The sequence below is a fragment of the Allobosea sp. Leaf344 genome (assembly GCF_001426225.1).
Lineage (GTDB): Bacteria > Pseudomonadota > Alphaproteobacteria > Rhizobiales > Beijerinckiaceae > Allobosea.
Window position 1 is genome coordinate 1,193,516 of sequence record NZ_LMRT01000001.1, and the last position, 13,505, is coordinate 1,207,020.

Sequence of the window (13,505 nt, forward strand, 5' to 3'; positions counted from 1 at the left end):
GTCAGGCGGCCAGCGAGTTGACCGGCGCCGCGGCCTTCACCGCATCGTCGACATGGCTCTCGAAGCGCTTGAAATTCTCCCGGAACATCGCGACCAGGCGCTTGGCCGTCTCGGAGAATTCGGCCTTATCCTGCCAGGTCTTGACGGGGTAGAGGATGTGGGGCTCGACGCCGGGCACCGAAGTCGGCACCGCGAAGCCGAAATAGGGATCGCGGCGGAAATCGGCCCGGTTGAGCGAGCCGTCCAGCGCCGCCGAGAGCAGGCGGCGGGTGACGCGGATCGGCATGCGCCGGCCGACGCCGTATTTGCCGCCGGTCCAGCCGGTGTTGACCAGCCAGCAATCGACATGATGCTTGGCGATGAGATCGCGCAGCAGATTGCCGTAGACCGAGGGGTGGCGCGGCATGAAGGGCGCGCCGAAACAGGTCGAGAACGTGGCCTCTGGATCCTTCACGCCCTTCTCGGTGCCGGCCACCTTGGCGGTGTAGCCGGAGAGGAAGTGATACATCGCCTCGGCGCCGGTCAGCTTGGCGATCGGCGGCAGCACGCCGAAGGCGTCGCAGGTCAGCATCACGATGTTCTTGGGGTGGCCGGCGCGGCCGGTGGCGCTGGCATTGGGAATGAAGTGGAGCGGATAGGCGCAGCGCGTGTTCTCGGTCTTGGAGCCGTCGTCGAAATCCGGCGCGCGGCTGATCGGATCGAGCGTGACGTTCTCCAGCACGGTGCCGAAGCGCTCGGTGGTCGCGTAGATCTCCGGCTCGGCATCGCGCGAGAGGCGGATGGTCTTGGCGTAGCAGCCGCCCTCGAAATTGAAGACGCCCTTGCCGGACCAGCCATGCTCGTCATCGCCGAGCAGAGTGCGGCTGGGATCGGCCGAGAGCGTGGTCTTGCCGGTGCCGGACAGGCCGAAGAAGACGGCGACGTCGTTCTCCGAGGCGGCATTGGCGGAGCAATGCATCGGCATCACCCCGGCGCCGGGCAAGGTGAAGTTGAGATAGGTGAAGACCGACTTCTTCATCTCGCCGGCATAGGAGGTGCCGCCGATCAGCACGATCTTGCGGGTGAAGTCGATCGCGATGACGGTCTCGGAGCGGCAGCCATGGCGGGCCGGATCGGCCTTGAAGCTCGGCAGATCGACGATCGTCAGCTCCGGCACATAGCTCGCCAGCTCCTCGAGCTCCGGGCGGATCAGCAGGTTGCGGATGAAGAGCGAGTGCCAGGCATATTCGGTGAAGACGCGGGCCTTGACGCGATGCGCCGGATCGGCGCCGCCATAGAGATCCTGCGCATAGAGCGCCTTGCCCTCGGCATGGCTGAGGAAATCCGCCAGCAGCGCCTCGAACTGCGCCGTGGTGATGGAGCCGTTGTTCTCCCACCAGACGCTGCCTTCGGTGGTCGCGTCGCGGACGACGAATTTGTCCTTCGGCGAGCGGCCGGTATGGATCCCGGTATCGGCGCGCAGCGCCCCGCCCTTGGCCAGCACCGCCTCGCCCGACTTCAGCGCATCCTCGTAGAGCCTGGGCGCCTCCAGGTTCCAGCAGACCGATTTCAGCTTGCGGAAGCCGAAGGTGTCGGCGCCGTGGGCGGCATTGTAATGACCGATATTGTCCACTGGGATCCTCCCGAGGCGCGATCCGCTCCAGTCGCGGCCGCTATCTTGCGCAGGCGCGCATCGCGGCAAGGCAGCCCGCGCGCCGGTGAGCGATGTCGATCGGCTCTTTAGGCCCTCGCAGACGCCGGCTCAAGATGGCGGAAGGTCTTGAACCGTCTGAAAAATCGCTAAATCGATTGAAATAGCCGGCGTGGTGAATGCGCCGCCGCTCAGGGCGAAGCGTCCCCCCGGTCGGCGCCCTCGCGGGCCTGGCGCGCCAGCAGCGCCAGCGTGCCGCGCAGGGCGGCCGCATCCGCGACCGGCGCGGGGAAGGGCAGGCGCAGGGTCTCGTCGCCGAGAGCGAGATCGAGCCCGTCGGGATCGATGCCGGTGACGCGCCAGGCGCCGTCGCGCGCCTTCAGCAAGGCGGTGGCGTAGAGCCTCACGGCATCGGCATGGTCCGCGTTCATATGCGCCACCGCCCCCTCCTCGAGCGGCGCCAGCGCATCCGCCCGGTCGGCGGCGCTGAGGATATCGGCGGGGGTGAGTTCGAAGGCGCGGCCGAACCCGCCATTCAGGCTGGCTGCCTCGATCTGCAGGGCGAAGAACGAGAAATCGCCGAAATCCGCATAGAGCCCCGCCTTGGGCTGGCGCGCCAGGAAGCGGCGGCGGATGCGCTCCGCCTCGGGCCCCTCCCGCGACACCTGCCGCGCCCGCAGCTTCAGCGTGATCCGGGGATGCGCGAGCGGATCGCCCTTGCCGGAGCGCGCCAGCAGCAGCGAGCAGCGGGGATCGGCGAGGAGATTGCCGGTGTGGCCCGACAGAGCCGAGACCAGGATCAGCGGCGTGCCGTCGCCATCGGTGGCGAGGCTGACGAGGCTCGCCGCGGGGTGGCCATCGGCGCCGAGCGTCGCCAGCGTGCCGGAGCGGGCGGAGCGCAGCAGCTCGCGGGCCAGCGCGCGGGCCCCGTCATCGGTGGGCCGGATCGGGTCGATCTTGCGGGGCTGCTCGCCCGCGGCGACGGCCGGACTGTCCTGGGTCATGGAACCTCTGCGCCTGCGATCTCTTTTTCAGGGTGCGCGGTAGCAAATCCGTCATGCGGTCGCTAGATTGCGGCCATGGTTTGGCCGCTCTCCCGCGAGAGTGACCGCAAAAGCATTTCAAACGCGAGACCCTGTTCCGATGCCAACCATTGCGCTGGTCGATGACGACCGCAACATTCTGACGTCGGTGTCCATCGCCCTCGAAGCCGAGGGCTACCGCATCATGACCTATACGGACGGCGCCTCCGCATTGGACGGGCTGAAGCAGAATCCGCCCGACCTCGCGATTTTCGACATCAAGATGCCCCGCATGGACGGGATGGAGCTGCTGCGCCGTTTGCGCCAGAAATCCGACCTGCCGGTGATCTTCCTGACCTCGAAGGACGAGGAGATCGACGAGCTCTTCGGCCTGAAGATGGGCGCCGACGATTTCATCCGGAAGCCGTTCTCGCAGCGCCTGCTGGTCGAGCGCGTCAAGGCGATCCTGCGCCGCTCCGGCGCCAAGGACCCCGGCGCGCCGGCGCGTTCGGAGGATGCCAAGGCACTGGAGCGCGGCCTGCTGCGCATGGATCCCGAGCGCCATACCTGCACCTGGAAGGGCGAGCCGGTGGTGCTGACCGTGACCGAATTCCTGATCCTGCAGTCGCTGGCGCAGCGCCCGGGCGTGGTGAAGAGCCGCAACGCCCTGATGGACGCCGCCTATGACGACGAGGTCTATGTCGACGACCGGACGATCGACAGCCATATCAAGCGGCTGCGCAAGAAGTTCAACCAGGTCGACCCGGATTTCGACATGATCGAGACCCTCTACGGCGTCGGCTACCGCTTCAAGGAAGGCTGAGGCCGGCTTCGGCGGCGCTCCGCACGCGGTGCGCGCGCCGCGAGACGGTGGCCGGCGTCCCCGCGGCGACGGGGCGAACGCAACGGATACGATGGCGACGATCGAAGAGGAGCGCCGGGCGGATCCCGGCCCGGCCCGTCCGGCCCTGCCCCTGCGGCGGCGGCTGGCGCTGTTCGGCCGGCGCACCGCGCGCGCGATCTCCTCGCGCGCCGCCTCGAGCCTGACGCGGCGCATCGTCGTCCTCAACCTCGCCGGGCTGGTCGCGCTGCTGGTCGGCTTCCTCTATCTCAACCAGTTCCGCGAGGGGTTGATCGAGTCGCGGGTGCAGAGCCTCCTGACCCAGGGCGAGATCATCGCCGGGGCGATCTCCGCCTCCGCCACGGTCGAGACCGACAGCATCGCCATCGATCCCGACAAATTGCTGCAGCTGCAGGCCGGCGAGAGCGCCGGGCTCGCCGAAGACCCGCTCGATTTCTCGATCAATCCGGAAAAGGTCGCGCCGCTGCTGCGCCGGCTGGTGACGCCGACCAAGACGCGGGCGCGGATCTACGACAAGGACGGGCTCCTGACGCTCGACTCCCGCAATCTCTATTCGCGCGGCGACGTGTTGCGGATGGATCTGCCGCGGCTGGGCGAGCCCGACGAGGCGCCGCTGCTGGAGCGCACCTGGAACGTGCTCCGCAGCCGCCTCGGCAAGGCCGACGTGCCGGCCTATGATGATTTCGAGAACGCCAACGGCAAATCCTATCCAGAGGTGGCGCGGGCGCTGAACGGCATTCCGGCCAGCGTGGTGCGGGTCAATACGCGCGGGCAGACCATCGTCTCGGTGGCCGTGCCGGTCCAGCGCTTCCGGGCGGTGAAGGGCGTGCTGCTGCTCTCGACGCAAGGGGGCGACATCGACGCGGTGATCGCCTCGGAACGCTATGCGATCTTCCAGGTCTTCGCCGTCGCCGCCGGGGTGATGATCGTGCTGTCGGTGCTTCTGGCCGGCACCATCGCCGAGCCGATCCGCAAGCTGGCGGAAGGAGCGCAGCGTGTGCGCAAGGGGGTGAAGTCGCGCGAGCAGATCCCGGATTTCGGCAATCGCCATGACGAGATCGGCCATCTCTCCGGCTCGCTGCGCGACATGACCAAGGCGCTCTACAGCCGGATCGAGGCGATCGAGAGCTTCGCCGCCGACGTCGCCCATGAGCTGAAGAACCCGCTGACCTCGCTGCGCAGCGCTGTGGAGACGCTGCCGCGCGCCAAATCGGACGAATCCCGCGGGCGCCTGCTGGCGGTGATCCAGCATGATGTCCGCCGGCTCGACCGGCTGATTTCCGATATTTCCGACGCGTCGCGGCTCGATGCCGAACTCGCCCGCAACGATGCGGTGCCGGTCGATCTCGGCGATGTGCTGGAGGCGGTGGTCTCGCTGCAGAACGAGACGCGGCGGGAGGGGCAGGCGCGGATCGACCTGGTCAGCGAGCGGCGCGGCCGGCCGGGCGGGCCACGCGACGGCTTCCTGGTGCTTGGCCATGATTCCCGCCTCGGCCAGGTGATCGTCAATCTGATCGACAATGCCCGCTCCTTCTCGCCGCCCGACCGGCCGGTGCGGGTGATGCTGAGCCGCGAGGGCCAGGAGGTGGTGATCACCGTCGATGACGAGGGGCCGGGGATCGAGCCCCATGCGCTGGAACGGGTGTTCGAGCGATTCTATACCGACCGGCCGAACGAGGGTTTCGGCCAGAATTCCGGGCTCGGCCTGTCGATCTCGCGCCAGATCGTCGAGGCGCATCGCGGCACGATCCGCGCCGAGAACCGGCTCGGGCCGCCCGGGCCCGATGGCGAGCGGCCGCGGCTCGGCGCCCGCTTCACCGTGCGCCTGCCGGCGGCGCCGCAGGCTTCGCGCCCCGCATGAGCGAGCGCATCCACGCCACGACGGTGGCGATCGGCGAGGCCGGGCTGCTGCTGCGCGGCGCGGCCGGCTCGGGCAAATCGACGCTGGCGCTGGCGCTGATCGAGCTCGCCCGGCTGAGAGGCGGCTTCGCGCGGCTGGTGGCGGATGACCGCACCGAGATCACGGCCGCGCATGGCCGGCTGCTGGCGCGGCCCGTCGCCCCGCTGGCGGGGGTGATCGAGCGCCGGGGGCTGGGGCTGACGCCAGAGCCGCATCTGCCTGCGGTCGTGCTGCGGCTGATCGTCGATCTCGCTGCCGAGGAGCCGGCGCGCATGCCCGAGCCCGAGGATCTGGTGGCGCAGCTCGGCGGCGTCGCCCTGCCGCGGCTGCGGCTCGCCGGGCGCCCGGGGCAGGAGCGGCTGGTGCTGGCGGCGCTGGAGCTGTTTCTCGAGCGGGAGTAACCCGACATTGGACAAGTTTTAGCAAACGGCTTGCGCATATCTCGCACCTGCCGCATAAACCGCGACCTTGTCCGGGCGCCCCAGGCGCTCTCAGGCGCAGTTGTGAATGATCGGACTCGTCCTTGTGACGCATGGCCATCTGGCGACGGAATTCCGTTCCGCGCTCGAACATGTCGTCGGCCCGCAAAAGCAGCTCGCCACCATCGCCATCGCTCCCGATGACGACATGGAAGGCCGCCGGCGCGACATCATCGCCGCCGTCGAGGCCGTCGAGACCGGGCGCGGCGTCATCGTCCTCACCGACATGTTCGGCGGCACCCCCTCCAATCTCGCGATCTCGGTGATGGAGCCGGGAAAGGTCGACGTCGTCGCCGGCGTGAACCTGCCGATGCTGATCAAGCTCGCCAGCGTGCGCGAGGACAAGAGCCTCGACGAGGCGGTGACCAGCGCGCAGGATGCGGGACGCAAATACATCACCATCGCCAGCCGGGTTCTGGCCGGGAAATGAGGACAGAGCGGTGAATGACGGCGAGGATTGCGATTGCCCGGACACCGTGATCCCGCCCGGGGCGCTCTATTGCGAATTGCCGATCATCAACAAGAAGGGGCTGCACGCCCGGGCCACGGCCAAATTCGTGCAATGCGCGGCTAATTTCGACGCCGACATCACCGTCACACGCTGCGGCGAGACGGTGGGCGCGACCTCGATCATGGGCATCCTGACGCTCGGCGCCGGCATCGGCTCGACCATCACCGTCGTCGCCAAGGGTCGCGAGGCGCATGAGGCGCTGAAGGCGCTGGAAGCGCTGGTCGCCGACCGGTTCGGCGAAGGCGAATAGGCGCCGCGCCGCCCGTCCTCTCCCATCTTATCCTGCTTCGACCATCTGCGGCCCACAGTGCCGCGCTGCGCTCGGCCGGCGCGCGCGAGGCCGGCGCGCGAAGCCGCCCGTCCCGGCCCGAAGCGGCGAGCCGGCTCGCCATATAAAGACATCTTTATATCTTTGATTGCGTTTGCGGCCGGGCGCTGCTATGGAGCCGCCCATCATCGCAAGACCAGCAGGAGCACGCCCCGTGTCGAAGACCGATTACGTCGTCAAGGACATCAGCCTCGCGGATTACGGCCGCAAGGAAATCAACATGGCCCAGGACGAGATGCCGGGGCTGATGGCGATCCGCGAGGAGTATAAGGGCCAGTCCCCGCTGAAGGGCGCGCGCATCGCCGGCTGCCTGCACATGACCATCCAGACCGCCGTGCTGATCGAGACGCTGAAGGAACTCGGCGCCGATGTGCGCTGGTCGTCCTGCAACATCTTCTCGACCCAGGACCATGCCGCCGCCGCGATCGCCGCGACCGGCACCCCGGTCTTCGCCATCAAGGGCGAGACGCTGGAGGAATACTGGGAATATGTGCTGCGCACCGCCACCTGGGGCGATGGCGGCACGCCCAACATGATCCTCGACGATGGCGGCGATCTGACCATGCTGATCATCCTCGGCGCCGAGGCCGAAGCCGGCAAGGCCGAGTTCCTGGACAAGCCGGGCAATGAGGAGGAGACCATCTTCTTCGCGCTGATCAAGCGCGAGCTGAAGGCCAATCCCGGCTGGTTCACCAAGACCCGCGACGCGATCAAGGGCGTCTCGGAAGAGACCACCACCGGCGTGCACCGGCTCTACGAGCTGGCCAAGGCCAGCCGCCTGCCCTTCCCGGCGATCAACGTCAATGATTCCGTCACCAAGTCGAAATTCGACAACCTCTATGGCTGCCGCGAGTCGCTGGTCGACGCCATCCGCCGCGGCACCGACGTGATGATGTCGGGCAAGGTCGCGGTCGTCGCCGGCTATGGCGACGTCGGCAAGGGCTCGGCCGCCTCGCTGCGCCAGGCCGGCTGCCGCGTCATGGTCACCGAGATCGACCCGATCTGCGCGCTGCAGGCGGCGATGGAGGGCTATGAGGTGGTGACCATGGAGGATGCCGCCCCGCGCGCCGATATCTTCGTCACCGCCACCGGCAATCTCGACGTGATCACCGTGGACCACATGCGCGCGATGAAGCACCGCGCCATCGTCTGCAACATCGGCCATTTCGACTCGGAGATTCAGGTCGCCGGCCTGAAGAACTTCAAGTGGGACAACGTCAAGCCGCAGGTCGACGAGATCGAGTTCCCCGATGGCAAGCGCATCATCCTGCTGTCGGAAGGCCGCCTGGTGAATCTCGGCAACGCCACCGGCCACCCGTCCTTCGTGATGTCCTGCTCCTTCTCCAACCAGACTCTGGCCCAGATCGAGCTCTGGAAGCACCACGCGAAATACGAGAACAAGGTCTACACCCTGCCCAAGCATCTCGACGAGAAGGTCGCCGCGCTGCATCTCGCCAAGGTCGGCGCGAAGCTCACCGTCCTGAACGATGCCCAGGCCAAATATATCGGCGTGGCGCAGACCGGCCCGTTCAAGCCCGAGCTGTACCGCTACTGACATCGCCCAGGCGGCGAAACAGGAAGGGCCCGGCACGCGCCGGGCCCTTTTTCTTTGCCGCCGATCTGAGTCAAATCGGCATCAGCCACCACTAATAGATGCTGTCCGCTCTCCGTCCTCTAGGGCTTGAGATCTTCGCCCGATCTTGCGCGTCACGGAAAAAATCGCCGGATTTACGCTCGATTAAGCACTTCCTGCCGGACTCTCCCGATGAGTAGAGTGGCGATGATTCGGCTCCCTGGCTCAGGGCCGGGCGGATCGGCAAGCGAACGGGACTGGCGTGGTGGCGGGCGTATGCGGGCCTTGAACGGCCCGGGAGCGGCGCGTGACAACCCCATGCCGAGCGGCACGCCGCGGCGGCTTTCAACCGAGACGGATGCAGAATGAGACGGCAGGGCCAAGGACGGAGCGGCGGCGGATGGAAGCGCCGCACGATGCTGCCCGGTCTCGTCGCCCTGCCCGGCGCCGCACAGGCGGAATGGCCGGCCTCGCTGCAGCCGGACCTGCTCAGCGCCGGCACGCTCTCGGTGCTGCTCGTCGGGCTGACCGTCTTCGCCACCACGACCTCGCTGGTCTATGTCCGGGAGCGGGCCCGCTGGCAGCGGCGCGAGGCCGATATGGCGCGCGAGCTCGAGGCCGCGCGCGGGCATCAGGACCGGCTGACCGCGCTCCTGGCCTCCGACCCGCAGGTGGTGGTGAGCTGGAACGGGCGCCAGGCGGAGCCGGTGATCGAGGGGGATAGCGGATTTCTGGGTGCCCCCGGCGGAGCTTTGGCCCTGGCCTATGGCGCCTGGGCGCCGCATGCCGACGCCAAGAAGCTCGAACTCGCCACCGACGCGCTGAAGGAGCGGGGCGAGGCCTTTGTGCTGACCCTGCGCGCCAAATCCGGCGCCTTCGTCGATGTCGAGGGCCGGCCCGTCACCGGCCGCGCGGTGGTGCGCTTCCGCGAGGTGACGGGCGAGCGGGCGCAGGTCCTGAAACTCCAGGCCGAGCTGGAGCGGCTCGGCCATGATCACGCGGCGCTGACCGGGCTGCTCGCCGGGCTGCCGCAGCCGGCCTGGCTGCGCCGCCCGGACGGCCGGCTGAGCTGGTGCAACGCCGCCTATGCCCGCGCCGTCGAGGCCGCGACCGCCGAGGATGCGGTGCTGAAGGGGCTCGAACTGCTCGATCGTGGCGAGCGCGAGGCGGCGTCCCGGGCGCGCGGCGAGGGCAGCACCTTCAGCCGGCGCGCACCGGCCGTGGTCGCCGGCCAGCGCCGCACGCTCGACATCCTGGAACTGCCGACGCCGTCGGGCTTCGCCGGGATGGCGACCGATATGAGCGAGCTGGAGGCGGTGCGCTCCGACCTGCAGCGCCAGATGGATGCGCATGTCGCGACGCTCGACCGGCTGAAGACGGCGGTGGCGGTCTTCGACGCCTCGCAGCGGCTGCTCTACCGCAATTCCGGCTATGACGCGCTCTGGTCGCTGGATGCCGCTTTCCTCGACGGCCATCCCAGCGACAGCGAGATCCTCGACCGGCTGCGGGCGGAGCGGCGCCTGCCGGAACTCGGCGATTATCGCAGCTGGAAGGCCGGGGTGCAGTCCGCCTATACCGCGACGCGCGCCAATGAGGATTGGTGGTACCTGCCCGACGGGCGCACCATCCATGTCGTCGCCAGCCCCAACCCGCAAGGCGGCGTCACCTATCTGCTCGACGACGTCACCGAGCGCTTCACCCTGGAATCGCGCTTCAACGCGCTGTCGCGGACGCAGCGCGAGACGCTGGAATCGCTGCGCGAAGGCGTCGCGGTGTTCGGCTCGGACGGGCGGCTGAAACTGTTCAACCCGGCCTTCGCCCAGGCCTGGCGGATCCCGGGCGATCTCGCCACCGCCGCGCCGCATATCGACCAGGTGGTCAGGCTCTGCCGGCCGCTCTTCCCGCAGGACGACGTCTGGAGCGAGCTGCACAGCGTCGTCACCGGCGTGCGCGACGCGCGCGAGGATTATGGCTGCCGGATGCAGCGCCGCGACGGCAGCGTGCTCGATTGCGCCGCCGCGCCGCTGCCCGACGGCGCGACGCTGATCACCTTCGCCGACGTCACGGCGAGCGTGAATGTCGAGCGCGCGCTCACCGAGAAGAACGAGGCGCTGGAGAAGGTCTCGCGGCTGCGCGAGGAATTCGTCCACCACGTCTCCTACGAGCTGCGCTCGCCGCTGACCAACATCATTGGCTTCGCCCAGCTGCTCGGCACCGAGGCGGTCGGTGCGCTGAACGAGAAGCAGCGCGACTATACCGCGCATATCATGCGCTCCTCCGGGGCGCTGCTCGCGATCATCAACGATATTCTCGACCTCGCCACCATCGACAACGGCGCGCTGACGCTCGATCTGCAGGATGTCGACGTCGCCGAAACCATCGCCCAGGCCGCGGCCGGGCTGCATGACCGGCTGACCGACAGCCAGCTGACGCTGCGCGTCGATATCGCCCCGCAGACCGGCCCGCTGCGGGCCGACGGCAAGCGCCTGCGCCAGGTCCTGTTCAACCTGATCTCGAACGCGATCGGCTTCTCCAAGCCGGGCCAGACCATCACCGTCGCGGCCGGCCGGGTGGGCCATGAGGTGAGGCTGACGGTCAGCGACGAGGGGCGCGGCATCCCCGCCGAGGTCAAGGACAAGGTCTTCGACCGCTTCGAAAGCCATTCGCTCGGCTCCAGCCATCGCGGCGTCGGGCTCGGCCTGTCGATCGTCCGCTCGATCGTGGAGCTGCATGGCGGCCGCGTCGAGCTCGATTCGGAGCCGGGCCAGGGCACGCGAGTCACCGCCGTCTTCCCCTCCGAAGGCCTGCCGCTCTCGGATGCGGCGGAATGACCACGGATCTCTCCAGGACCGGGCAGCACCGCGTGCTGCTGCCGAACGAGGGCGCGACGGCGCGGCTCGCCGCCGATCTCGCCGGCATCCTGAAGCCCGGCGACATCCTGGCGCTGTCGGGCCAGCTCGGCGCGGGGAAATCGGCGCTGGCGCGGGCCATCCTGCGCGAACTCGCCGAGGATCCGGCGCTGGAGGCGCCGAGCCCGACCTTCACGCTGGTGCAGAGCTACGACACGTCGCGCGGGCCGGTGCTGCACGCCGACCTCTACCGCGTCCGCTCCCCGGACGAGCTCGACGATATCGGGCTGGTCGAGGAGCTGGAGCGCAGCATCACTCTGGTGGAATGGCCCGACCGCGCCGGCGAGCGGCTGCCGGCCGGGCGGCGTCTCGACATCATCCTGGACGTCGATCCCGACCATCCCGAGACCGGGCGGATCGCGCTGCTCTCGGGCGGCGTGCTGTGGCGCCAGCGCCTGGCGATCGCGCTCGCCAGCCGGGCCCTGATCGACGGCGCCGGCTGGACTCAGGCGCGGCGCGACTTCATGCAGGGCGACGCCTCCAGTCGCGCCTATGAGCGGCTGACGCGGCCCGACGGCAGCTGCGCGGTGCTGATGATCTCGCCGCCGCGGCCGGACGGGCCGGCGATCCGCCAGGGCAAGCCCTATTCGGCACTGGCGCATCTGGCCGAGACGGTGGACGCCTTCGTGGCGATGGATCGCGGCCTGCGCTCGCTCGGCTATTCCGCCCCGGAGATCTATGCGCAGGATCTGGCGAACGGGCTGCTGCTGATCGAGGATCTCGGCAGCGAGGGGGTGGTCGACGGCGACGGGCCGATCGCCGAGCGCTACGAGGCCGCGGCGCGGCTGCTCGCCGACATGCACCGGCACACCCTGCCGGCGATCCTGCCGGTGGCGGAGGGCCGCGACCATGTCGTGCCCGAATATGATCGCGGGGCGCTGGCGATCGAGACCGAGCTGATCCTGGAATGGTATGCGCCGCACATCGCCGGCGTGACCCTGCCGGCGGTGACGCAGGCGGAATTCGCGCGGATCTGGAACCGGCTGTTCGACGAGGTGCTGTCCGCGCCGCAGAGCTGGACGCTGCGCGATTTCCACTCGCCCAATCTGATCTGGCTGCCGCAGCGCAGCGGCCACTCCAGGCTCGGGCTGATCGATTTCCAGGACGCGGTGCTGGGCCATCCCGCCTATGATCTGGTCTCGCTCGGGCAGGATGCGCGCATCGACGTGCCGGCGGCGCTGGAGCTGCGCCTGCTCGCCGCCTATGGCGCGGCGCGCCGGGCCGATGCGCCCGATTTCGACCTCGGCGCCTTCGCCCGCGCCTATGCCATCCTCGGCGCGCAGCGCAACACCAAGATCGCCGGGATCTTCGCGCGGCTCGACAAGCGGGACGGCAAGCCGGCCTATCTCCGGCATCTGCCGCGGATCGAGGCCTATCTGCGCCGCAACCTCGACCATCCCGCGCTGGCCGAGCTGAAATCCTGGTACGAGACGCATCTGCCCGGGCTGTTCGCCGCTCGGGACGCCGCTCCCGAGGCCTGATCCGGGGCGGTTGCCTCCTGCAGTTATGCTGATCGCGCGGCGCTTTTCCCTGTATGATCGGCGCGAACAGGAGAGATTCGCGTGACGCATATCGAGCGGGCCATGGTGCTGGCGGCCGGGCTGGGGCAGCGGATGCGCCCGATCACCGACACGCTGCCCAAGCCGCTGGTGGCGATCGGCGGCAAGGCGATGCTCGACCACGCGCTCGACCGGCTGGCCGAGGCGGGGGTGCGCGAGGCGGTGGTCAATGTCCACCACCTCGCCGACCGGATCGAGGCCCATCTCGCCGGCCGCACCAGCCCCCATGTCACCATTTCGGACGAGCGGGCGCAGCTTCTGGAAACCGGCGGCGGCGTCAGGAAGGCGCTGCCGCTGCTCGGCCCGCACCCGTTCTTCCACGTCAATTCCGATTCGCTGTGGAGCGAGAGCGGACGCTCCAACCTCGCCGCGATGGCGCGGCGCTGGGACGCGTCGGCGATGGACATGCTGCTGCTGCTGGCCGAGCGGGAGACCAGCATCGGCTTCGACGGCGCCGGCGATTTCGTCCGGGACGCGGCCGGGCGGCTGACGCGGCGCGGTGCTGCGGCGAGCGCGCCCTTCATCTATGCCGGGGTCGCCATCCTCAAGCCGGACTTGTTCGAGGCGACGCCGGAGGGGCCGTTCTCGCTCAACCTGCTGTTCGACCGGGCGATCGCGGCCGGCCGGCTGTATGGGCAGGTGCTGGAAGGGCAATGGCTGCATGTCGGCACGCCCGACGCCATCGCCCCCGCCGAGGCCGCCTTCGCCGCGGCGCAGGCCCGCGCCGCCTGA

The 13,505-nt window shown here is 68.9% G+C and carries 11 protein-coding genes; 9 read left to right on the top strand and 2 right to left on the bottom strand.

Features of this window, described 5'->3' with window-relative positions; translation table 11 throughout:
- Nucleotide 1: 1 nt before the first annotated feature.
- Both ASG72_RS05335 and ASG72_RS05340 read right to left on the bottom strand, forming a co-directional pair.
- The gene (locus ASG72_RS05335) at nt 2–1,612 is read right to left on the bottom strand and encodes a phosphoenolpyruvate carboxykinase (RefSeq protein WP_056709707.1); all 1,611 of its coding nucleotides are present in this window, start codon (nt 1,610–1,612) and stop codon (nt 2–4) included.
- Between the two features lie 209 nt (nt 1,613–1,821).
- Nucleotides 1,822–2,634, bottom strand: coding sequence for a DUF2470 domain-containing protein (locus ASG72_RS05340; RefSeq protein ID WP_056709709.1), 813 nt, complete (start codon nt 2,632–2,634; stop codon nt 1,822–1,824).
- 139 nt (nt 2,635–2,773) lie between these two features.
- On the opposite strand from ASG72_RS05340, the gene ASG72_RS05345 reads away from it, so the two are divergent.
- The 9 genes from ASG72_RS05345 (at nt 2,774) to ASG72_RS05385 (ending at nt 13,505) form a co-directional block, all read left to right on the top strand.
- Nucleotides 2,774–3,475 (top strand): response regulator transcription factor, encoded by a 702-nt coding sequence (locus ASG72_RS05345; protein WP_056709712.1) that lies wholly within the window; start codon nt 2,774–2,776, stop codon nt 3,473–3,475.
- Between the two features lie 91 nt (nt 3,476–3,566).
- Nucleotides 3,567–5,375: a sensor histidine kinase gene (locus tag ASG72_RS05350; protein WP_082540092.1), complete on the top strand. Its 1,809-nt coding sequence runs from the start codon at nt 3,567–3,569 to the stop codon at nt 5,373–5,375.
- Nucleotides 5,372–5,815 carry an HPr kinase/phosphatase C-terminal domain-containing protein gene (locus ASG72_RS05355; RefSeq protein WP_056709713.1) on the top strand — a complete coding sequence of 148 codons (444 nt, stop codon included), beginning with the start codon at nt 5,372–5,374 and terminating at the stop codon, nt 5,813–5,815. The genes ASG72_RS05350 and ASG72_RS05355 overlap by 4 nt, the downstream gene beginning before the upstream one ends.
- A gap of 106 nt (nt 5,816–5,921) precedes the next feature.
- On the top strand, nt 5,922–6,323 hold the full coding sequence (locus ASG72_RS05360) for a PTS sugar transporter subunit IIA (protein ID WP_056709715.1): 402 nt from the start codon (nt 5,922–5,924) through the stop codon (nt 6,321–6,323).
- A gap of 10 nt (nt 6,324–6,333) precedes the next feature.
- Nucleotides 6,334–6,654 (top strand): HPr family phosphocarrier protein, encoded by a 321-nt coding sequence (locus tag ASG72_RS05365; RefSeq protein WP_244488698.1) that lies wholly within the window; start codon nt 6,334–6,336, stop codon nt 6,652–6,654.
- 190 nt (nt 6,655–6,844) lie between these two features.
- Nucleotides 6,845–8,287, top strand: coding sequence for an adenosylhomocysteinase (gene ahcY, locus ASG72_RS05370; RefSeq protein WP_056709716.1), 1,443 nt, complete (start codon nt 6,845–6,847; stop codon nt 8,285–8,287).
- Between the two features lie 434 nt (nt 8,288–8,721).
- Nucleotides 8,722–11,136: a PAS domain-containing sensor histidine kinase gene (locus ASG72_RS05375; protein ID WP_056709718.1), complete on the top strand. Its 2,415-nt coding sequence runs from the start codon at nt 8,722–8,724 to the stop codon at nt 11,134–11,136.
- Complete coding sequence (gene tsaE, locus ASG72_RS05380; RefSeq protein WP_056709721.1) at nt 11,133–12,695, top strand: tRNA (adenosine(37)-N6)-threonylcarbamoyltransferase complex ATPase subunit type 1 TsaE; 1,563 nt, start codon at nt 11,133–11,135, stop codon at nt 12,693–12,695. Before ASG72_RS05375 ends, tsaE begins: the two co-directional genes overlap by 4 nt.
- Before the next feature lie 102 nt (nt 12,696–12,797).
- Entirely contained in the window at nt 12,798–13,505 is a 708-nt protein-coding gene (locus tag ASG72_RS05385; RefSeq protein ID WP_056710002.1) for a nucleotidyltransferase family protein, read from the top strand.

Bases quoted from the DNA above. Each gene is read 5' to 3' on its own strand.
- ASG72_RS05340 (WP_056709709.1), bottom strand. From the start codon at position 2,634: ATGACCCAGGACAGTCCGGCCGTCGCCGCGGGCGAGCAGCCCCGCAAG.
- ASG72_RS05345 (WP_056709712.1), top strand. From the start codon at position 2,774: ATGCCAACCATTGCGCTGGTCGATGACGACCGCAACATTCTGACGTCG.
- ASG72_RS05350 (WP_082540092.1), top strand. From the start codon at position 3,567: ATGGCGACGATCGAAGAGGAGCGCCGGGCGGATCCCGGCCCGGCCCGT.
- ASG72_RS05355 (WP_056709713.1), top strand. From the start codon at position 5,372: ATGAGCGAGCGCATCCACGCCACGACGGTGGCGATCGGCGAGGCCGGG.
- ASG72_RS05360 (WP_056709715.1), top strand. From the start codon at position 5,922: ATGATCGGACTCGTCCTTGTGACGCATGGCCATCTGGCGACGGAATTC.
- ahcY (WP_056709716.1), top strand. From the start codon at position 6,845: ATGGAGCCGCCCATCATCGCAAGACCAGCAGGAGCACGCCCCGTGTCG.
- ASG72_RS05375 (WP_056709718.1), top strand. From the start codon at position 8,722: ATGCTGCCCGGTCTCGTCGCCCTGCCCGGCGCCGCACAGGCGGAATGG.
- tsaE (WP_056709721.1), top strand. From the start codon at position 11,133: ATGACCACGGATCTCTCCAGGACCGGGCAGCACCGCGTGCTGCTGCCG.
- ASG72_RS05385 (WP_056710002.1), top strand. From the start codon at position 12,798: ATGGTGCTGGCGGCCGGGCTGGGGCAGCGGATGCGCCCGATCACCGAC.